21 protein-coding genes are annotated in these 20,220 nt (G+C 70.3%); 8 read left to right on the top strand and 13 right to left on the bottom strand.

The genetic code is table 11. The features are described 5' to 3' along the window. The 6 genes from AB0K82_RS03745 to AB0K82_RS03720 all read left to right on the top strand — a co-directional run bounded on the left by AB0K82_RS03745 (window position 1) and on the right by AB0K82_RS03720 (window position 5,878). Window positions 1-798: a site-2 protease family protein gene (locus tag AB0K82_RS03745; protein ID WP_364392335.1), complete on the top strand. Its 798-nt coding sequence runs from the start codon at window positions 1-3 to the stop codon at window positions 796-798. A gap of 93 nt (window positions 799-891) precedes the next feature. Next, on the top strand, window positions 892-1,737 hold the full coding sequence (locus tag AB0K82_RS03740) for an ABC transporter ATP-binding protein (protein WP_364392333.1): 846 nt from the start codon (window positions 892-894) through the stop codon (window positions 1,735-1,737). Further along, window positions 1,734-2,546, top strand: a complete 813-nt coding sequence (locus AB0K82_RS03735; protein ID WP_364392331.1) for an ABC transporter permease — start codon at window positions 1,734-1,736, stop codon at window positions 2,544-2,546. The genes AB0K82_RS03740 and AB0K82_RS03735 overlap by 4 nt, the downstream gene beginning before the upstream one ends. After that, the gene (locus tag AB0K82_RS03730) at window positions 2,504-3,703 is read left to right on the top strand and encodes a sensor histidine kinase (protein WP_364392328.1); all 1,200 of its coding nucleotides are present in this window, start codon (window positions 2,504-2,506) and stop codon (window positions 3,701-3,703) included. The genes AB0K82_RS03735 and AB0K82_RS03730 overlap by 43 nt, the downstream gene beginning before the upstream one ends. Beyond that, window positions 3,700-4,326: a response regulator transcription factor gene (locus AB0K82_RS03725; protein ID WP_364392326.1), complete on the top strand. Its 627-nt coding sequence runs from the start codon at window positions 3,700-3,702 to the stop codon at window positions 4,324-4,326. The genes AB0K82_RS03730 and AB0K82_RS03725 overlap by 4 nt, the downstream gene beginning before the upstream one ends. A gap of 49 nt (window positions 4,327-4,375) precedes the next feature. Then, a complete protein-coding gene (locus tag AB0K82_RS03720; protein WP_364392324.1) occupies window positions 4,376-5,878 on the top strand; it encodes an aldehyde dehydrogenase family protein in 1,503 nt (500 codons plus the stop codon). A gap of 748 nt (window positions 5,879-6,626) precedes the next feature. Here AB0K82_RS03720 and AB0K82_RS03715 read toward each other — a convergent pair. Next, the gene (locus AB0K82_RS03715) at window positions 6,627-8,225 is read right to left on the bottom strand and encodes a GMC family oxidoreductase N-terminal domain-containing protein (protein ID WP_364392322.1); all 1,599 of its coding nucleotides are present in this window, start codon (window positions 8,223-8,225) and stop codon (window positions 6,627-6,629) included. A gap of 183 nt (window positions 8,226-8,408) precedes the next feature. On the opposite strand from AB0K82_RS03715, the gene AB0K82_RS03710 reads away from it, so the two are divergent. Together AB0K82_RS03710 and AB0K82_RS03705 are read left to right on the top strand one after the other, a co-directional pair. After that, window positions 8,409-9,908 (top strand): M20/M25/M40 family metallo-hydrolase, encoded by a 1,500-nt coding sequence (locus tag AB0K82_RS03710; protein WP_364392319.1) that lies wholly within the window; start codon window positions 8,409-8,411, stop codon window positions 9,906-9,908. 60 nt (window positions 9,909-9,968) lie between these two features. Beyond that, window positions 9,969-10,562 carry a cob(I)yrinic acid a,c-diamide adenosyltransferase gene (locus AB0K82_RS03705; protein WP_364392317.1) on the top strand — a complete coding sequence of 198 codons (594 nt, stop codon included), beginning with the start codon at window positions 9,969-9,971 and terminating at the stop codon, window positions 10,560-10,562. A gap of 91 nt (window positions 10,563-10,653) precedes the next feature. Here the strand turns inward: AB0K82_RS03705 and AB0K82_RS03700 are convergent, their stop codons facing one another. The 12 genes from AB0K82_RS03700 to AB0K82_RS03645 all read right to left on the bottom strand — a co-directional run bounded on the left by AB0K82_RS03700 (window position 10,654) and on the right by AB0K82_RS03645 (window position 20,132). Next, window positions 10,654-11,091 carry a DUF2550 domain-containing protein gene (locus AB0K82_RS03700; RefSeq protein ID WP_364392314.1) on the bottom strand — a complete coding sequence of 146 codons (438 nt, stop codon included), beginning with the start codon at window positions 11,089-11,091 and terminating at the stop codon, window positions 10,654-10,656. A 33-nt stretch (window positions 11,092-11,124) separates the two neighbouring features. Further along, window positions 11,125-11,514 carry a F0F1 ATP synthase subunit epsilon gene (locus tag AB0K82_RS03695; protein WP_364392311.1) on the bottom strand — a complete coding sequence of 130 codons (390 nt, stop codon included), beginning with the start codon at window positions 11,512-11,514 and terminating at the stop codon, window positions 11,125-11,127. 26 nt (window positions 11,515-11,540) lie between these two features. Continuing rightward, window positions 11,541-12,971 carry a F0F1 ATP synthase subunit beta gene (gene atpD, locus AB0K82_RS03690; RefSeq protein ID WP_364392309.1) on the bottom strand — a complete coding sequence of 477 codons (1,431 nt, stop codon included), beginning with the start codon at window positions 12,969-12,971 and terminating at the stop codon, window positions 11,541-11,543. A gap of 8 nt (window positions 12,972-12,979) precedes the next feature. After that, window positions 12,980-13,900, bottom strand: a complete 921-nt coding sequence (locus tag AB0K82_RS03685; protein ID WP_364392306.1) for a F0F1 ATP synthase subunit gamma — start codon at window positions 13,898-13,900, stop codon at window positions 12,980-12,982. Window positions 13,901-13,903: 3 nt separating this feature from the next. After that, window positions 13,904-15,541 (bottom strand): F0F1 ATP synthase subunit alpha, encoded by a 1,638-nt coding sequence (gene atpA / locus AB0K82_RS03680; RefSeq protein ID WP_364392304.1) that lies wholly within the window; start codon window positions 15,539-15,541, stop codon window positions 13,904-13,906. A gap of 38 nt (window positions 15,542-15,579) precedes the next feature. Further along, window positions 15,580-16,398 (bottom strand): F0F1 ATP synthase subunit delta, encoded by an 819-nt coding sequence (locus AB0K82_RS03675; RefSeq protein ID WP_364392302.1) that lies wholly within the window; start codon window positions 16,396-16,398, stop codon window positions 15,580-15,582. Between the two features lie 3 nt (window positions 16,399-16,401). Then, on the bottom strand, window positions 16,402-16,959 hold the full coding sequence (locus tag AB0K82_RS03670) for a F0F1 ATP synthase subunit B (RefSeq protein WP_364392727.1): 558 nt from the start codon (window positions 16,957-16,959) through the stop codon (window positions 16,402-16,404). Window positions 16,960-16,990: 31 nt separating this feature from the next. Next, entirely contained in the window at window positions 16,991-17,224 is a 234-nt protein-coding gene (gene atpE / locus AB0K82_RS03665) for an ATP synthase F0 subunit C (protein WP_345360013.1), read from the bottom strand. A gap of 67 nt (window positions 17,225-17,291) precedes the next feature. Further along, window positions 17,292-18,086: a F0F1 ATP synthase subunit A gene (atpB, locus tag AB0K82_RS03660; RefSeq protein WP_364392299.1), complete on the bottom strand. Its 795-nt coding sequence runs from the start codon at window positions 18,084-18,086 to the stop codon at window positions 17,292-17,294. A gap of 82 nt (window positions 18,087-18,168) precedes the next feature. After that, window positions 18,169-18,330 (bottom strand): hypothetical protein, encoded by a 162-nt coding sequence (locus tag AB0K82_RS03655; protein WP_345360019.1) that lies wholly within the window; start codon window positions 18,328-18,330, stop codon window positions 18,169-18,171. Between the two features lie 117 nt (window positions 18,331-18,447). Then, window positions 18,448-18,876, bottom strand: coding sequence for a hypothetical protein (locus AB0K82_RS03650; RefSeq protein ID WP_345360022.1), 429 nt, complete (start codon window positions 18,874-18,876; stop codon window positions 18,448-18,450). Between the two features lie 107 nt (window positions 18,877-18,983). Further along, complete coding sequence (locus AB0K82_RS03645) at window positions 18,984-20,132, bottom strand: MraY family glycosyltransferase (RefSeq protein WP_345360025.1); 1,149 nt, start codon at window positions 20,130-20,132, stop codon at window positions 18,984-18,986. Window positions 20,133-20,220: the final 88 nt, after the last annotated feature.

Raw genomic sequence — 20,220 nt, 5'->3', positions numbered from 1 at the left:
ATGTCCAACGTAAGCGCGGTGCGGACCGCCGTGCGGCCCAGTCCCGCGTTCCTGTTCGTCCTCGGCCTGTTCGCCCTGTCCGGCCTGGCGGTCTGGCGGTACGGCATGAGCCCGGAGCGGACCGCCCGGCTGTTCCTGTTCCTGTTCGTGGTCAGCGGCTGGATCGTGTCGCTGTGCCTGCACGAGTTCGGGCACGCCTTCTTCGCCTGGCGGTCCGGCGACCGGAGCGTCGCGACCAAGGGCTACCTGACGCTGAACCCCCTCAAGTACGGCGACATCACGCTGAGCTTCCTGCTGCCGGTGCTGTTCGTGCTGCTCGGCGGGATCGGCCTGCCGGGCGGCGCCGTCTACATCGACCGGGGGGCGATCCGCGGGAGGATCCGGCACAGCCTGATCTCGGCGGCCGGCCCGCTCGCCAACCTCGTCTTCGCGATCGTCCTCGGCGTCGTCATCACCAACCTGGCGAAGGACCCGGCGCACCTGCTGTTCTGGACGGGCATGGCGTTCCTGGCGTTCCTGCAGGTCACCGCGGCCGTGCTCAACCTGCTGCCAGTGCCCGGCCTGGACGGCTTCGGCATCGTCGAGCCGTACCTGCCGCGCACCTGGGTCGCGCAGGCGAACAAGATCGGCGGATACGCCTTCATGGCGCTGCTCGCCCTGCTGTGGATCCCGGCCGTCAACGAGCGGTTCTTCTCCCTCGTCTACCACCTCACCGACCTGTTCGGGATCGACCAGGACCTCGTCGCCGTCGGCCACGGACTCTTCCGCTTCTGGCAGAGCGTCGACTTCGGCGGCTGAGCCCCGCCGGCCTCCCGTGTCCACCGTTCGGTGGACACGGGAATCACCGGACCGCCGATCCCGGACCGGCCGGATCGCCGCGACGCTGGAGGCATGAACGACACGGCGGTGCGGGTGCGCGACCTGCGCAAGCGATACGGCGACGTCGACGCGGTGAACGGCGTCGACCTCGACATCTTCCGGGGCGAGGTCTTCGCCCTCCTCGGCCCGAACGGCGCCGGCAAGAGCACGACGGTGGAGATCCTCGAAGGGCACCGGCGGCGGACCGGCGGTGAGGTGTCGGTGCTGGGGGCCGATCCCGGCAAGCCGACCCGGCAGTGGCGCTCCCGCGTGGGGATCGTGCTCCAGACCTCGAACGAGCAGCCGGAGCTGAGCGTTCGCGAGATCGTCCGGCACTTCGCGGGCTACTACCCGCGTCCCCGGGACGTCGACGAGGTGATCGAGGCGGTCGGGTTGACCGACAAGGCGGGGGCCCGCCTCGCGCACCTGTCCGGCGGCCAGCGGCGGCGGGTCGACGTGGCGCTCGGCATCATCGGCGACCCCGAACTCCTCTTCCTCGACGAGCCGACGACCGGGTTCGACCCGGACGCGCGGCGGCGGTTCTGGCGGCTGATCGAGGGGCTGGCGCACGGCGGCACGACGATCCTGCTCACCACCCACTACCTGGACGAGGCCGAGGCGCTCGCCGACCGGGTCGGCGTCATCGCCGGCGGCCGGATCGTCGAGGTCGGCTCGCCGAGGGAGCTCGGCGGCCGGGCGACCGCCAGGGCGCGGGTGGGCTGGCTCGGGCCGGAGGGCCGGCAGGCGATCGAGACCGACTGCCCCACGCAGGTGGTGGCCGAGCTGAGCCAGAAGTTCGACGGCGAGGTGCCGGAGCTGACCGTCACCCGCCCCACGCTCGAGGACGTCTACCTCACCATGATCGGAGAAGGCCGATGACCGCCGTCGCGATGCCCTCGCCCGTACGGATCGGGCTGTCCCGTGGGGCGCTGGAACTGAAGGCGTTCTTCCGCGAACGGGAGGCCGTCGTCTTCTCCCTGGGCATGCCGGTCATCCTGCTCCTGATCTTCGGCACGATCTTCAAGGGCCAGGTCGGCCACACGGGCGTCGACTTCCGGCAGTACTTCGCGGCCGGGATCATCGCCAGCGGCATCATGTCGACGACGTTCGTCAGCCTGGGCGTGGCGATCGCGCAGGAGCGCGACGACGGCACCCTCAAGCGGCTGTACGGCACGCCGATGCCGAAGGCGGCCTACTTCATCGGCAAGACGATCGCGGCGCTGGTCCTGTCGACGCTGGAGACCGTCCTCCTGTTCGCGCTGGGGCACCTGCTGTTCGGGCTGAAGCCGCCGAGCACGCCCGAGCGCTGGCTGACCTTCGCCTGGGTGTTCGTCGGCGGGGTGACCGTCTGCACGCTGCTCGGCATCGCGATCAGCAGCGTGCCGCGCTCGGGCCGCAGCGCGGCGGCCGTGCTGAACGTGCCGTACCTGGTCCTGCAGTTCATCTCCGGCGTGTACTTCACCTTCGGCGACCTGCCCTCCGGCGTCCAGCAGGCCGGCGCGCTGTTCCCGCTGAAGTGGATCAGCCAGGGGCTGCGGTCCGCGCTGCTGCCGGACACGCTGCTGGCGGCCGAGCCGGCGCACACCTGGGAGCACGGGCGCACCGCACTGGTGCTGGCGGCCTGGGGTGTCGCAGGCTTGGTCCTGTGCCTGACGACATTCCGCTGGAAGCGGCGCCGCGACGGATGAGGGCCGACGACGCGTGGGACTGGGGACTGGGCCGCTGGGAGGCGTACTTCGGCCTGGTCCTCGTCTCGACCATCCTCTACGTCCTGAACGACCACCTGACGTGGACCGGCCTGGTCGCGACGGGGATCCTGCTCGTCACGGTGCCGTGGTACGTCCTGTTCGGCCGTCGTTTCCTCGGACGTGACACGTCCGCCCGGGGGGCGTACGCGTACGTCGGCGGGCTCATCGTGCTGTGCGGCGCGGCGGCGCTGACGGCCCCGGAGAGCTCGCTCGTGCTGTTCGCGGCCTGCCCGCAGTGCTTCATGCTGGTGCGCTGGCGGGAGAGCGTGGCCGCGCTCGTGCTCCTCAACGCGGTCCCGGCCGTCCGGCTGCTCGCCGGCGGCGCCTCCGCGGGGACGATCGTGTCGTTCCTGGTCTGGACCGTCGTGGTGGTCGGGTTCTCCGCCTTCTTCGGCCTCTGGATCGAGCGGATCATCGCGCAGAGCACGGAGCGCCGCGAGCTGATCGCCCAGTTGGAGACGACACGGGCGGAGCTGGCCGAGGTGAGCCGGGAGGCCGGCGTCATGGCCGAGCGGGAGCGGATGGCCGGGGAGATCCACGACACGCTCGCCCAGGGCTTCACGAGCATCCTGATGCTGCTGCAGGCCGCCGACGCGTACGTCGGGCGCGACCCGGAGGAGGCGCGGCGGCAGGTCGGCCTCGCGGCGCGCACCGCGCGCGAGAACCTCGCCGAGGCCCGCGCCCTGGTCGCCGCCCTGCCGCCCGCGCCGCTCGGCGGCTCCTCCCTGGACGAGGCCGTCGCGCGCCTGACCGGGCGGATGCGCGAGGAGCTGGGCGTCACGGCGGACTACACGCTCACCGGCGCGCCGCGACGGCTGACCGCCGGGGCGGAGGTGGTGCTGCTGCGGGTCGCCCAGGAGGGCCTGGCCAACGTCCGCAGGCACGCGAAGGCCGAGCTGGTCGAGGTGCGCCTGACGTACGCCCCGGAGTCGGTGCGCCTGGAGATCCGCGACGACGGCGTAGGGTTCGGTCCGGACGCGGCGCGCGGCTTCGGTCTGCACGGCATGCGCGAGCGGGTCGGCCAGGTCGGCGGCGCGTTCGGCGTGCGCAGCGAGCCGGGAGCCGGAACGACCGTCACGGTGGAGGTACCCGCGTGATCAAGGTGTTGCTCGTCGACGACCACCCGGTCGTCCGCGAGGGGCTGCGCGGCATGCTGTCGGCTGAGGACGACCTGACGGTCGTCGCCGAGGCCGGCGGAGCCGCCGAGGCGGTCGCGGCCGTCCGCGCGCACGAGCCGGACGTCGTGCTGATGGACCTGCGCATGCCGGGCGGCGACGGCGTCGAGGCGACCTCGCGCGTGCTCGCGCAGCGCCCCCAGGCCCGGGTCGTGGTGCTGACGACGTACGACACCGACGCCGACATCCTCCGCGCGGTCGAGGCGGGCGCCGCCGGCTATCTGCTCAAGGACGCCTCCCGGCACGACCTCGCGCAGGCGGTACGCGCGGCGGCGCGCGGCGAGACGGTCCTGGCCCCCTCGGTGGCGGCCAAGCTGGTGTCCCGGATGCGCTCGCCGGTCGAGCTGTCGCGCCGGGAGATCGACGTGCTGCGGCTGGTCGCCCGGGGCCGTACGAACGCGGAGATCGGCCGGGAACTGCTGATCAGCGAGGCGACGGTCAAGACGCACCTGTTGCGGGCGTTCGGCAAGCTGGGGGTGTCCGACCGGACCGCCGCCGTCACCGCGGCGATCGAACGCGGCATACTCCCCGCCCCCGGTCGGTAACGGGTAACTTACTGGACTACAGCTACCTCGTTGGGACCAAGGTGACGCCATGACCGCGACCGCGAGCGAGAAGACCGCCGAGACGTTCCGCTCCCTGAACCCGGCGACCGGCGAGGTCGTCGGTGAGCACCCGATCCACGACGAGGCCGCGGTGAACGCCGCGATCGAGCGCGCCCGCGTCGCGTCGGTGTGGTGGGCCGGCCTCGGCTGGAAGGAGCGCCGGGTCCGGCTGCTCAACATCAAGGGCGCCCTGGCACGGTCGCTGCACCGCATGGCGGCCCTGATCCACCAGGAGACCGGCAAGCCGGTGGCCGACGCCCAGCTCGAGACGGTCCTGGCGATCACGCACCTGGACTGGGCCGCGCGCAACGCCCAGAAGGTCCTGGGCCCGCGCAGCGTGTTCCCCGGCCTCGTCTCCATCAACCAGAAGTGCGTCCTGGAGTACCAGCCGCTCGGCGTCGTCGGCGTGATCGGCCCGTGGAACTACCCGCTGTTCACGCCCGTCGGCTCGCTCGCGTACGCCCTGGCGGCCGGCAACGCGGTCGTGTTCAAGCCCTCGGAGTACACGCCGGGCGTCGGCCTGCTGCTCGCCGAGATCGTCTCCGAGGTCATCCCGGAGGAGCCGGTGTTCCAGGTCGTGACCGGCCTCGGCGACACCGGCGCGGCGCTCGCCCGCGGCGCGGTCGACAAGATCGCCTTCACCGGGTCGGCGCCGACCGCCCGCAAGGTGATGGCGGCGTGCGCCGAGCGCCTCACCCCCATCGTCGCCGAGTGCGGCGGCAAGGACGCGTTCATCGTGGCCGCCGACGCCGACCTCGACCAGGCCGCCGAGGCCGCCCTGTGGGGCGCGATGTCGAACGCGGGCCAGACCTGCGTCGGCGTCGAGCGGGTGTACGTCGTCGACGGCGTCTACGACGACTTCGTCGCCAAGCTGACCGAGCAGGCGCGGGCGCTGCGGCCCGGCGAGGACCGCACCGCCGCGTACGGCCCGATCACGATGCCGAGCCAGCTCGACGTCATCAAGCGGCACGTCGACGACGCCCTCGCCCGGGGCGGCCGGGCGCTCGTCGGCGGCGCGGACGCGGTGAAGGAGCCGTACGTCGAGCCGGTCGTGCTGGTCGACGTGCCGGACGACTCCGCCGCGGTCCAGGAGGAGACGTTCGGCCCGACCATCACCGTGCACCGGGTCAAGAGCGTGGACGAGGCCGTCCAGCGCGCCAACGCCACGTCGTACGGCCTGGCCGGCGCGATCTTCTCCCGCAGCCGCTCGACGGCCATGGAGGCGGCCCGGAGGCTGCGCAGCGGCATGACCTCGATCAACGCGGTGATCGCCTTCGCGGCCGTCCCGGCGCTGCCGTTCGGCGGCGTGGGCGACTCCGGCTTCGGCCGCATCCACGGGGCCGACGGGCTGCGGGAGTTCGCCCGTGCCAAGGCCATCACCCGCCAGCGGTTCGCCGCGCCGATGAACCTCACGTCGTTCAAGCGCACCGACAAGGACATGGCCAGGCTGCTGCAGCTCGTCAGCCTGCTGCACGGCAAGCACTACCGCTGACGCCGGCTGGCCGGCGGCGGCTCACCGATCGGGCCCGCCGCCGCCCGGCCGTCCTGCGTACGGCCACCCTGCGTACGACCGCCCTGCGTACGACCGCCTGCGTACGACCGCCTGCGTACGGCCGTCTGCGTACGGCCGTCTGCGTACGGTCGGCTCACCAGTCGTGCATGCCGCCGTCGGCCAGCCGCGCGACCGGCAGGTACTTCGGGTCGTACGGATGCCGCCGCGCGTCCCTGATCTTCATGCGTCCTCCGGGAGCGGATCGGTGAGGTTCTTAGGCGCGCCGCGCTGGCTTAGGCGGCTCCGGACGGCGGGCGGGCGGACTTAGTCCCGGGCGGCGGCCGGGATGAGGCATTGTTCCGATGCCCCGCCCCCCGCCTTAGGACGAACCTTATGAGTGCGAGGCCGGACCGTCCGGCTCGCGCCGCAAGGAGCACCAACGATGCATCCGGACATCCTCAAGGCCCTCATGGACGAGCGGGACCGCGAGGCGCGCGAGGTTGAGCAGCCCCGCCGCCTCCTGCGCCGCCGCGCCCGGTGACCCTCCCGATGTCTGTGCGCCCACGCTGAGCCCCGCCTGAACAGGCGCCCTCCATCCGGGCGGGGCTCGACGCGGGCGCACAGGCCGCCGCCGCGAGGGCGCGTCACCGGTCCGGCGGTGAGCGCGACCGCGGTCAGGGCGTGCCGGACGGCTCCGCTGTCCGGCACGCCCTGGGGCGTGTCCGGTGGATCTTCGCCCCGACACGCCCTAGGTGAATTCGATGGGGGGCAGCAGCGGGCCGCCGGCGATCAGGTCGGCGGCCCGTTCCGCCACCGCGATCGTCGGGGCGTTGGTGTTGCCCCGGGGCACCGCCGGCATGACCGACGCGTCGACGACGCGCAGGGCCTCGACGCCGCGCACCCGGAGCTCGGGGTCGCAGACCGAGTCGTCGGCACCGCCCATCGCGCACGTGCTCGTGGGGTGGTAGAGCGTGACGACCTGCCGGCGGACCCACTCGACGAGGTCCGCGCCGCCCTCTCCGGGGGCGTACTCCCCGCCGAGGATCCGGGCCAGCGGGCCGGTCGCCGCGATCTCCCGGGCCTGCCGGACGCCCGCCAGGAGCACCTCGAGATCCGCGTCGTCGCCCAGGTAGTTCGGGTCGATCAGCGGCTTCCACCGCGGGTCGGCGGACCGCAGCCGCACGCTCCCCCGGGCGGCCACGGCGACGGTCGTGGCGAACACCGACGTGGCGCGCTTGTTCGCGTCGGTGAGTCCTTGATCCAGGTACGGCGTGGGGAGCACGTGGTACTGCAGGTCCGGGGCGGGCAGGTCGGACCGGGTCCGTACGAAGCCGCCGCCCTCGGCGACGTTCGAGGCGTACGGGCCGCGCCCCAGCGTCTGGTACAGCATGAGGCTGCGCAGGTTGACGCTCTCCCACAACGCCTTCTTGTCCGGGGTGTGCCACATGACGGGCACCATCGGATGGTCCTGCAGACCGGTGCCCACGGCGGGCAGGTCCACGACGACGTCGATGCCGAGCGAGCGCAGGTGGTCGGCTGGCCCCACGCCGGACAGCATGAGGAGCTGTGGCGAGTTGACCGCGCCCCCGGACAGGATCACCTCCCGCCGGGCGACGGCCCCTTGCTCCGTCCCGCCGCGCACGTACGCGACCCCGGTGGCCCGCCCGTCCTCGATGACCACGCGGGTGACGAGCGCGTCGGTCGCCACGGTGAGGTTCGGCCGCTCCGCGGCGCGGGACAGGTAGCCGTCCGCGGTCGACCAGCGGCGGCCCCGCCGCTGCGTCACCTGGTAGAACCCGACCCCGTCCTGCTCGGCGCCGTTGAAGTCGTCGTTGACGGCCAGGCCGAAATCCGTCGCCGAGTCGATCCAGGCGCGGACCAGCGGATGCTTGAAGCGCAGATCCTCGACGCGGAGCGGCCCGCCGGTGCCGTGGTAGTCGGACGAGCCGCGCTGCTGGTCCTCGGCGCGCATGAAGTACGGCAGCAGGTCGGCGTACCCCCAGCCCTTGCAGCCGTACTCGTCCCGCCAGGTGTCGAAGTCGTGCCGATGACCCCGAATGTAGATCATCGCGTTGGTCGACGAGCTGCCGCCGAGAGTGCGGCCGCGCGGCCAGTAGATGGCACGGTCGGCCGCGTTCGGCTGCGGGGTCGTCGTGTAGTCCCAGTCGTACTGGCTCTTGAACAGCGCCGCGACCCCGGCCGGAATGTGGATCTCGGGGGCGTCATCGGGCGGGCCGGCCTCCAGGAGCAGGACCTTCGTGCCGGGGTCCGCGGTCAGCCGGTCGGCGAGCACGCAACCCGCACTGCCGGCGCCGACGATGACGTAGTCGTACACGGCCGCCTCCACGCCTCGAGAGCCTGCGCGAAACACTATCGATCAGTGGCGAGCCGGAACAGTGGCCCGAATCACGTTCTAGTGCGCGATTTCCGATCTTCACGCAACGAGTCGGTTTCAAGGCTGGCCGTCGAGCACCGCGAAATGTCAGGATTCGCGGCATTACCCCGGCTTTACCATCGGAAGGGCACGACGTTGCGAAAACTCGCCATCGGTACCCTCATCGGCCTGGCCGCGGCCTCCATCGGGGCCGCGACCCCCGCGGACGCGGCCGCACAGCCGCGCCTCGACCGGCTGGTGAAACTGAAGGACATCCGCCGGCACCAGAAGGACCTCCAGACGATCGCCACCTACAACGGCGGCACCCGCGCGGCGGGCGAACCCGGCTTCGAGGTCTCCACGAAGTACGTCGTCAAGCAGCTCGAGAAGGCCGGCTACCGCCCGACGGTGCAGGACTTCCCCTTCGACTACTACAAGCAGAAGTCACCCGCGGTCTTCGACCGGCCCGGCGGCACCAAGTACGTCTACGGCACCGACTACGCGACCCTGGACTTCTCCGGCTCCGGTGACGTCACCGCCACCGCGACGGCGGTCGACCCGGCGGGCGCCGGCGTCGGCAGCGGCTGCGAGGCCGCCGACTTCGCCGGCTTCCCCAAGGGGAACATCGCCCTGGTCAAGCGCGGCGGCTGCAACTTCTCGGTGAAGGCCGGCAACGCCCAGAACGCCGGCGCAGCCGCCATCGCCATCTACAACGACGGCGCCTCGCCCGACCGGATGGGCCCCGTGGAGGGCACCGCCAGCACCCCCTGGCAGATCCCCGTGATCGGCCCGACCTACCAGCTCGGCACCGACCTGGTGCAGGCCGCCTCGTCCGGGACGCTGACGCTGCACATCAAGACGGACACCTTCAGCGAGCAGCGGACGGCGCACAATGTCATCGCCGAGACCAAGCGCGGTCGCGCCGATAACGTCGTCGTCCTCGGCGCCCACCTCGACAGCGTCACCACCGGCCCCGGCATCAACGACAACGGCAGCGGCACCGCCACGATCCTCACCATCGCCGAGCAGATCAACAAGCTGGGCAAGGGCATCAAGAACAAGGTGCGGTTCGCGTTCTGGGGCGCCGAGGAGGAGGGCCTGCTCGGCTCGGAGTACTACGTCGCCCACCTGACCGCCGCGGAGAAGGCCAGGATCGCCCTCAACCTCAACTTCGACATGCTCGGCTCGCCCAACGGCGTCCGCGGCGTGTACGACGGGGACGACTCGCAGGGCGCGGGCACCAACCCGCCCGCCGGCTCCGGCGCGATCGAGAAGGTCTTCCTCGACTACTACGGCGGGCGGAAGCTGGCGACCTCGCCGAGCGAGTTCAACGGGCGCTCCGACTACGGGCCGTTCATCGAGAACGGCATCCCCGCGGGCGGCCTCGACTCCGGCGCGGAGGGCATCAAGACGGAGGCCGAGGCCAAGACCTACGGCGGTCAGGCGGGCGTCGCGTACGACCCGTGCTACCACCAGGCATGCGACACCTACACCAACAACAACAGCACCATCCTCGACCAGCTCGCGGACGGCGCCGCCCACGCCGCCCAGGTCTTCGCGGGCAGCACGCTGCCGGTCAACGGCAACCGCGTCGCCGCCCCCAAGACGGCCCGCGCGCACGTCCAGCACGCGCCCGCCGGCCGCGCGCTCAGCTAGGCATCGTGTGGGGTCGGGCGGCCCGCCCGGCCCCACACCATGACTACTAGGGTGACGGGCATGGCGAAAGAGCGCGACGACCAGCCCGTCGTCCTGTCGAAGATCTACACGCGGACCGGCGACGACGGCACGACCAACCTCGGCGACATGAGCCGTACGGCCAAGACGGACCCTCGGCTCGCGGCGTACGCCGATGTCGACGAGGCCAACAGCGCGATCGGCGTCGCGCTCGCTATGGGCGACCTGCCGGAGGACATCGCCACGCTGCTCACCCGAGTCCAGAACGACCTCTTCGACGTCGGCGCGGACCTGAGCACCCCGATCGTTCCCGACCCGCAGTTCCCGCCGCTGCGGGTCACCGAGGACTACATCACCCGGTTGGAGGCCGCGTGCGACGAGCACAACGCCGACCTGGCCACGCTGCGGAGCTTCATCCTGCCCGGGGGCACCCCGGGAGCGGCGCTGCTGCACGTCGCGCGCACGGTCGCGCGCCGCGCCGAGCGGACCACGTGGGCGGCGCTGACGGTCCACGAGGACATGAACCCGCTGACCGCGAAGTACCTCAACCGGCTGTCCGACCTGCTGTTCATCCTCGGCCGCAAGGCCAACGGCGACCGCGGCGACGTGCTGTGGAAGCCCGGCGGCGAGCGTTGAGCCGGTCGGCGCCGGGCGCCGGGCGCCAGGTGATCGGCGAGCCCGGCAGAGCGGCGCGTCAGGCGATCGGGAAGCCTGCCGGGGCGGCGCGTCAGGCGAGCGGGGTGCCCGGCGGGGCGGCCTCGAGCCAGGCGAGGAAGCCGGTCAGCGCCGCTCCGCTCATCGCCAGCTCGACGGTCCCGCTGCCGTCCTGGATCTCGAGGATGCCGGCGTCCGGCTGAAGGGCGGCCTCCTCCTCGGCCTCCGGCTTGCGGCGCCCGGAAACGACGAGACCCCGGCGGTGTACGACCCGCCGGGGCCTCAGCCGAATGCCGAAAATCGCGAACCAGAGCAGCTCGTCACCGTTGTACCGGCCGATGCCGAGCCGCCATACGCCACGGCCGTGGGGATCGCGGAGGCTGCACTCGACCGTGCCGCCGCGGCGTTCGAGCAGCCAACGCCGCAGCGACAGCAGGGCGAACGCGGCGAGCACCGCCACCAGGACGACAGCGAGCAGCCCGCCGATGTCCCACGCCAGGTACTCGCCCACTCCCCCCTGCTTCCCCCACGAGTCCGGTGCCGGTCAGACCTCTTGGCCGGCGGCCCGCAGGCGCGCGCGGGCCCGCCGCTGCGCGACCGCGGCCTCCTCGCCCTCCTGGCCGGATACCCGCTCGTACTCCGCGCGGGCGGCGTCGAGGTCGATCTCACCGCCCAGCTCGGCGTACTCGGCGAGCACCGACACCTCGTCGGAGGCGACCGAGAAGAAACCGCCGGAGACCATCGCGGAGATGGTCTCCGACTCGTCGGCGGGCTTGATCCGCACGACACTGCCGTCCACCAGCAGGCCCAGGACCGGCGCGTGACCGGGCATGATGCCCATCTCACCCTCGATGGTCTTGGCAACGACCATATCGGCTTCGCCGGCCCAGATCTCACGCTCCGGTGAGACGAGCTCGACGTGCAGCTTTGCCACTTGCTCTCCTCCGAACGCGCGAAGCGTTACTTCTGCAGCTCCTGGGCCTTCTTCTCGGCCTGCTCGATGCCACCGACCATGAAGAACGCCTGCTCCGGGAGGTGGTCGTACTTGCCCTCGGCGATGGCCTTGAAGGACGCGATCGTCTCGCTCAGCGGGACGTTCTCGCCCACCTGGCCGGTGAAGGCCTCGGCCATGTACATCGGGTGCGACAGGAACCGCTCGATGCGGCGCGCGCGCTCGACCGTGACCTTGTCCTCTTCGGAGAGCTCGTCGATGCCCAGGAGCGAGATGATGTCCTGCAGCTCCTTGTAGCGCTGCAGAATCTGCTTCACGTGCTGGGCGGTGTCGTAGTGCTCCCGGCCGAGGATGACCGGGTCCATGATCCGCGACGTCGAGTCCAGCGGGTCCACCGCCGGGTAGATGCCCTTCTCCGTGATCGCACGGGAGAGCACCGTCGTGGCGTCGAGGTGGGCGAACGTGGTGTGCGGCGCGGGGTCGGTGATGTCGTCCGCGGGCACGTAGATCGCCTGCATCGAGGTGATCGAGTGACCACGGGTCGAGGTGATCCGCTCCTGCAGCTCGCCCATCTCGTCGGCGAGGGTCGGCTGGTAACCCACGGCGGACGGCATACGGCCGAGCAGCGTGGAGACCTCCGAACCCGCCTGGGTGAACCGGAAGATGTTGTCGATGAACAGCAGCACGTCCTGGTTCTGCACATCGCGGAAGTACTCCGCCATGGTCAGCGCGGACAGGGCCACCCGCAGACGGGTGCCCGGCGGCTCGTCCATCTGGCCGAAGACGAGCGCCGTGTCCTTGAGGACGTCGGCCTCCTTCATCTCCAGCAGCAGGTCGGTGCCCTCACGGGTACGCTCACCGACGCCCGCGAACACCGAGGTACCACGGTGGTTACGGGCGACACGGGTGATCATCTCCTGGATGAGCACCGTCTTGCCCACACCGGCGCCGCCGAACAGGCCGATCTTGCCGCCCTTGACGTACGGGGTGAGCAGGTCGATGACCTTGATGCCCGTCTCGAGGATCTCGGTCTTGCTCTCGAGCTGGTCGAACGCCGGCGCGTGCCGGTGGATCGGCCAGCGCTCGGTGACCTCCAGCGTGGAGGACGGGACGTCGAGGGACTCGCCGATGGTGTTGAAGACGTGGCCCTTGACGCCGTCGCCGACCGGCACCGAGATCGCGGAGCCCGTGTCGACCACCGGCGCGCCGCGGACGACGCCGTCGGTGGGCTGCAGCGAGATGGCGCGGACCATGTTGTCGCCGATGTGCTGGGCGACCTCGAGGGTCAGCGTCCGGGTCGCGCCGCCGATCGTTACCTCGATCTGCAGCGCGTTGTAGATTTCCGGCATCGTATCGACGGAGAACTCCACGTCGATGACGGCGCCGGTGACGCGGGCGACGCGGCCCGTCGCCGTGGCTGTTTCTACCGAAGCAGTCATGGTGACTCTCACTCACTCCCCGCGGAGCTCTCGGCGAGCGCGTTCGCGCCACCGACGATCTCGCTGATTTCCTGCGTGATCTCGGCCTGACGGGCCTGGTTCGCGACCCGCGTCAGGTTCTCGATCACATCGTTGGCGTTGTCGGTCGCCGACTTCATCGCCCGCCGCCGCTGCGCGTGCTCGGAGGCGGCCGCCTGGAGCAGCATGTGCCAGATCCGGCTCTCGATGTAGTTCGGCAGGAGGGCGTCGAGCACGGCGTCCGCGGAGGGCTCGAACTCGTACGCCGGCAGCACGCCCTGAGTCTGCTCCTCCGGGGCCTGCTCGGACTCCTCGATCTCCAGCGGCAGCAGCCGGCGGACCTGCGCCGTCTGCGTCAGCATCGACACGAACTCGGTGTAGACGACATGGATCTCGGCGACGCCGCCCTCGTCGGCCGGCTTCTCGAACTCCCGGACGAGAGCACGGCCGATGGTCTCGGCGTTCTCGAAGCGCGGGTTGTCGCTGAAGCCGGTCCACTCCCCGGCGAACTCGCGCTCACGGAAGCGGTACCAGCCGACGCCCTTGCGCCCGACGATGTACGGAATGGGCTCCTTGCCCTGCTCCCGCAGCATCGTCATCAGGCCTTCCGCCTCGCGGATGACGTTGGCGTTGTAACCGCCGGCGAACCCGCGGTCACTCGTGATGATCAGCACCGCGGCGCGCTTGCTGTCGGTCCGCTCGGTCAGCAGCGGGTGGCCGACACCGACGTTGTGGCTGACCAGCGCGGAGATGGCGCGCGTGATCTGCCGGGCGTACGGCCCCGACTCCCGCACCCGCTGCTGTGCCTTGACGATCCGCGACGAGGCGATGAGCTCCTGCGCGCGCGTGATCTTCGCCATCGACCTCGTCGTGGCGATGCGGCGCCGGATCGTCCGAAGCTGGGCACCCATGCCTTACTTCTTCCTCACGCGGGTGATCTTCTCCTGCTCGACGTCACCCTCATCGATGGCCTCGACCGGCTGCTCCTGGACGAGCAGGCCGTGGTTCGTGGTCTCGAAGCCCTTCTTGAACTCCGTGATGGCGTCCTTCAGGGTCGACTGGGCGTCGTCGCCGAACTGGCCGGTCTCCCGGATGCCGTCCAGCAGACCCGACTGGTTGCGCTTGACGTAGTCGAGCAGCTCGGCCTCGAACCGGCGGATGTCCTCGATCGGCACGTCGTCGAGCTCGCCGTTCGTGCCCGACCAGATGGAGACGACCTGCTGCTCCATCGGGAACGGGTTGTTCTGCGGCTGCTTGAGCAGCTCGACCAGGCGGGCGCCGCGGTCCAGCTGGGCGCGCGACGCGGCGTCCAGGTCGGACGCGAACGCGGCGAACGCCTCCAGGTCGCGGAACTGCGACAGGAACAGCTTCAGGTTGCTGGTCGCCTTGCGCATCGCCTTGGTCATCGCGGCGCCGCCGACGCGGGACACCGAGATACCGACGTTGATGGCCGGCCGGACACCCTGGTTGAACAGGTCGGTCTCCAGGAAGACCTGGCCGTCGGTGATCGAGATGACGTTCGTCGGGATGTACGCCGAGACGTCGTTGCCCTTGGTCTCGATGATCGGCAGACCCGTCATCGAGCCGGCGCCCATGTCATCCGACAGCTTCGCGCACCGCTCCAGCAGCCGCGAGTGCAGGTAGAACACGTCACCGGGGTAGGCCTCGCGGCCCGGCGGACGGCGCAGCAGCAGCGAGATCGCGCGGTACGACTCGGCCTGCTTGGACAGGTCGTCGAACACGATCAGGACGTGCTTGCCCTCGTACATCCAGTGCTGGCCGATGGCCGAGCCGGTGTAGGGGGCGATGTACTTGTAGCCCGCGGGGTCGGACGCCGGAGCGGCCACGATCGTGGTGTACTCCAGGGCGCCGGCCGCCTCGAGCGTGGCCCGCACCTGCGCGATCGTCGAGCCCTTCTGGCCGACCGCGACGTAGATGCAGCGGACCTGCTTGCTCGGGTCGCCGCTCTCCCACGCCTGCTTCTGGTTCAGGATCGTGTCGATCGCGACGGTGGTCTTGCCGGTCTGCCGGTCACCGATGATCAGCTGCCGCTGGCCGCGGCCGATCGGCGTCAGCGCGTCGATCGCCTTGATGCCGGTCTGCAGCGGCTCGCCCACCGGCTGGCGCTGCATGACGCCCGGCGCCTGCAGCTCCAGCTCGCGGCGACCGGACGTCTCGATCGCGCCCTTGCCGTCGATCGGGTTCCCCAGCGAGTCCACGACGCGGCCGAGGTAGCCGTCGCCGATGGGGACCGACAGGACCTCGCCGGTCCGCTTGACCTGCTGGCCCTCCTCGATGTTGGAGAAGTCGCCCAGGATGACGACACCGATCTGGCGAACGTCCAGGTTCAGCGCGATGCCGCGCGTGCCGTCCTCGAACTCAAGGAGCTCGTTCGCCATGGCCGAGGGCAGGCCCTCGACGAAGGCGATGCCGTCGAAGCACTCGACGACGGTCCCGACCTCCTCGCGCGCGGCGGTCTCCGGCTCGTAGGCCTGGACGAAGCGCTCGAGCGCGCCCCGGATCTCCTCCGGCCGGATCGTCAGCTCCGCCATGTCTTCTTCGTCTCTCTCCGTGAGTCCGATGCTTGGATTCAGCTCGCCCGTTCGATTCGCCGGCGGACGTCTTCCAGCCGGCGAGCGATGGTGCCGTCGATTTCCTCGTCCCCGATTTGGACGGAAATACCACCCAAAACGGAGGGATCGACCTCAATGTTCAAGTGAACGTCGCGGCCGTACTGCGCCGACAGCGCGGCCGTCAGCCGCGTCTTCTGCGCCTCGTCGAGCTCGACCGCCGTGCGGACCACCGCGACCAGCCGGTTGCGGCGCTCGGCGACGATCCGCCCGTAGCCTTCGAGCGCTCGCTCCAGACTACGTCCTCGCGGATGTGCCACAGCCTCGCTGACCAGGCGCAACGTCGCCGCCGTGGTCTTGCCCTCCAGCAGCGTGGTCACCAGCTCGACCTTGCGCTCGCCCGGCACCCGCCGGTCCACCAGCGCGCCCCGCAGCTCCGGCTGCCCCTCGACGATCCGCCCGAACCGGAAGAGCTCGTCTTCCACGTCGTCGATCCGCGACCGCGCCTCGGCGGCGGCCGCGATGGCGGTCACCGCGAGCTCCTCGACCGCGTCGGCGAGCTCGGTGGACCGCGCCCACCGCTGCCGCACGACGTCGCCGATGAAGTCACGGACCGCCGGGGCGACGTTGCCGTCGAGCACGGCCGTGGCCAGCCCGGCCCGCCGGTCGGCCGGCTGGGCCGGGTCCGACAGGGCCCGGCGCAGCACGTGCTCCCGGTCGAGCAGGTGCACCACGGCGAACAGCTCGTCGCCGAACGCCGCCGGGTCACCAGCGGTGGACAGGACGGCCTCGAGCCGCTCCCTGGCCTCGACGAACGAGGCCCTGCTCGCGCCGATCATTTCTTACGCCCCCGCCCGCGCACGGTCCTCGAGCTCGTCGAGGAACCGGTCGACGGTGCCGCGACGCCGGGCCTCGTCCTCGAGGGACTCGCCGACGATGCGGCCGGCCAGCTCGATCGCGAGCTCCCCGATCTCCGTACGGAGCTGGGTGAACGCCTGCTGCCGGTCGGCGTCGATCTGGGTGTGCGCCTGGTCGACGAGCCGCTGTGCCTCGGCCTGCGCCTGGTCGCGCAGCTCCGCGATGATCTGCGCCCCCTGCTCGCGCGCCTCCTCGCGGATCCGTGCGGCCTCCTGTCGGGCCTCGGCCAGCTGCGTCTGGTACTGCTCGAGCGTCCGCTGAGCCTCGGCCTGCGCCTCCTCGGCCCGCTTGATCCCACCCTCGATCGCGTCAGTACGCTCCTCGAGCGCCTTCTGGATGCGGGGGATGAGAACCTTGCCGAGGAAGAACAGCACGACGAGGAACGCGAAGATGCCGACGATCATCTCGGCCGCGTCGGGGAACAGCGGGTTGGGGTTCTTGCTCTCCGCCGCTAGCAGCCCCGCGTGTTGCGCCAGGTACATGGCGTGCACAGCCTTCCGTAAAAAGTCTTGGTCAGTAGACGAACGGCATGACCAGACCGATCAGGGCGAGCGCCTCGGAGAAGGCGAAGCCCAGGATCATGTTCTGGCGAATGACGTTGGTCATCTCGGGCTGACGGGCCATGGCCTGTACGCCCTGGCCGAAGACGATGCCGACGCCGATGCCCGGGCCGATGGCCGCGAGGCCGTACCCGATCGACTTGAGACCGTGGTTGATGTCGACGGCGGCGGCGAGGAGGTTCGTCATTCCTTTTCCTTTTCACTCGGCCGGTGGGGCTCCCCACCGGTCAGGTCTTGGGGTTTTCGGGTTGCTATCAGTGGTCGGCGTACAGACCGGCGCTGATGTAGAACGCCGCGAGCAGTGCGAAGACGTACGCTTGCACCGCCTGCACGAACAGCTCGAAGGCCGTCATGAAGATCGTCAGGATGACGCCGAGAATGCCGACCGGGGCGCCCAGCGGGGTCAGCTTCTCGAAGAGGAAGTGGAAGCCTACCGTCGCGAACAGCGCGACCAGGAGATGGCCGGCGAACATGTTCGCGAAGAGCCGGACCGCGTGGGTGAACGGCCGCAGCAGGAACGTCGAGGCGAACTCGATCGGGATGACCAGGATGTAGAGCGGCCACGGCAGGTCCGGCGGCATCGTCGCGTTCTTGAGCAGGCCGAAGAAGCCCTGGTGCTTGACGCCGACGACCCAGAAGGTCCCGTAGACCAGCAGGGCGAGCACCATGGGGAACGCGATTCGCGAGTTCACCGGGAACTGCGCGATCGGGATCACCGACATGAGGTTGCCGAGCCAGACGAAGAAGAACAGCGGCACCAGCAGCCGCATCCACTTCTCGGCGTCCTTGCCCAGGAACGGCCGGGCGATCTCGTCCCGGACGAACATGTAGAGGACCTCGCCGACGTTCTGCGCGCCGCGGGGCACCAGCTTGGGCTTGGCGAACGCGGCCCAGAAGAACGCGACGATGACGATCGCCACGATCAGGCACAGGACGATCGGCTTCGCCACGGCGAACGGGCCGATGTGGAAGAGCGGCTTCCACTGGAAGAGGCCGAGGCCCGGGGCCTCGTCTTGGAAGTCCTTGGCGAGGAGGTGCGGCGCACTCACCCGGCGATCCTTTCGCAGTCGTAGCTCATCAAGGCGGCAACCTTGCTGTCGTCTCGGTGGGCTACGGCTCCGCAGGCCCTACTCAGCGGCCGTAGCGGGCGTAGACCAGGTAGCTCGCGAAGACGAGGCCGAATACCAGCCCGATGGGAAGCAGGGCCGGGACGTGGAGCCAGCGTGCGAGCAGCCACCCCGCTCCGCCGTACACCAGCATGCCGCCCAGCAGGGTTGCGGGCGCCGCTGACATGTCGTTGGCGAACTTGCGGTTGTCTGCATCGCTGGGCTGACGCCCATCCCCGGTCATCGCGTCTCGGACGATAGCAGGCCACCTCCCGCGTAGTCATATTGGAGTAGTCCATTGTCATCATGCGCCCGACTTGCCCTGGCTCTGCGACCGGGGGGCGGGTTCGACATACGGGGCCTTCACCTTGAGGGTCGCGTTCGTCTCGGCCGCGAGCCAGACGACCGTGAGGGCGATCACCGTCCAGCCGAAGGCACGAGCGTTCCACAGGGTCACGTCTTTCAACGCGATGACCAGGCCCAGCACCACGATGAATTTCACGAGGAAGCTGAACAGGCCGGCCATCAGGACCATCTGTTCGGAAATTTTCGTGACATAGCTGACGACGACCACGCCGAGGGTGAAGAATGCAAGCACCACGACGGTCCCGAGCGCGGAGCCGAGGGCTCCCTTACCGCCGGCCAAGAGCAGGCCGGCGATGATCGCCACCAGGCCGACGAGGCCGGTCGGGATCGCGGCGCCACGGAGGATCCGGGCGTCGTTGGAGTGCATGAGTGCTCCGAGTGTTCACGGTGGGTGTTCGGTTGCCCGCTCGTGAAAGGTATCACAAGCTTCTCACTGGTCGGAATGACCTACCAAGTAATGGTAAAGTCCGCAGCTCACGCGGCCTGCCGAGGACGCTTGTCCGACGGGGTCTCCTCCCCCGTCCGGTGTCGCCGTCCGTGCGGGCGTAGCTGCGGGAACGCCATCACCACGAGTGCCGCGATCGCGACGACGGTCGCGGCGGCCAGCACGAGCAGCGGCGACTTGGCGGCCGACAGCGCGACCACCCCAAAGGAGAAGAGCGCCGTCCAGAGGTACATCACCAGCGCCGCCCCCCGGTGCGAGTGACCGAGGTTCAGCAGCCGGTGGTGCATGTGCTTCTTGTCCGGCGCGAACGGCGACCGCCCGCCGTACGTCCGGCGGACCACCGCCATCAGCATGTCGGCGTAGGGGACGACGAGGATCGCCACCGGCAGCAGCGGCAGCAGCGTCGGGAACCGGTTGATCGACCCCTTCAGGGCCACCGGGTCGAACCCCGACACAGTGATCATCGACGTGGCCAGCATCAGCCCGATCAACATGGACCCGGTGTCGCCCATGAAGATCCGTGCCGGGCTGAAGTTGTGCGGAAGGAATCCGACGCACATCCCGGCCAGCACCGCCGCGATCAGCGCCGGGGCGCTCTGGTGGTCGAGGTGCGCGACGACGGTGACCAGATAGGCGTACACGAAGAAGGCGAGCGCCGAGACGCCCACGATGCCGGCGGCCAGCCCGTCGAGCCCGTCGATGAAGTTCACCGCGTTGATCGTCGCGACCACGACGAGGATCGTGACCGGCACGCCGTACGACGGCGGCAGCGCGAGGGTCGCGCCGGGCAGCGGGATCCACAGCAGCTGGACGCCGTTCATGATGAGCAGCCCGGCCGCCGCGACCTGGCCCGCCATCTTGGTCAGCGCGTCGATCTCCCAGCGGTCGTCGGCGATGCCGACCACGACCAGCAGCCCACCGGCCGACAACAGGCCAACCCACGTGGGGCTCTCGGTGAAGACGTCACGCATGTGCGGCAGCCGTGAGGCCATCAGGAGCGCGGCGCACATCCCGAAGAACATCGCCAGGCCGCCGATCCGCGGCGTGGGGATGGCGTGCACGTCCCGGTCGCGCACCGGCGTCATCGCCTTGAAGGCGATCGCGAACTTCCGCACCAGGGGGACGAGAAGGTAGGTGACGATCGCCGCCGTCAAGAAGGTGAGGATGTACTCCCGCACCGCCCGCCTCCCTCCACCGACCACCGAGCCCGCCGTGCGGGACCCAACTCTATTCCCGATGACCAAGCGGCGATGGTCACTCGCACCG

This window comes from Actinoallomurus sp. NPDC052274 (assembly GCF_040679475.1).
Lineage (GTDB): Bacteria > Actinomycetota > Actinomycetes > Streptosporangiales > Streptosporangiaceae > Actinoallomurus > Actinoallomurus liliacearum.
The sequence above is the reverse complement of the archived record's forward strand: the minus strand, read 5'-3'. Positions and strand labels throughout refer to the sequence as shown.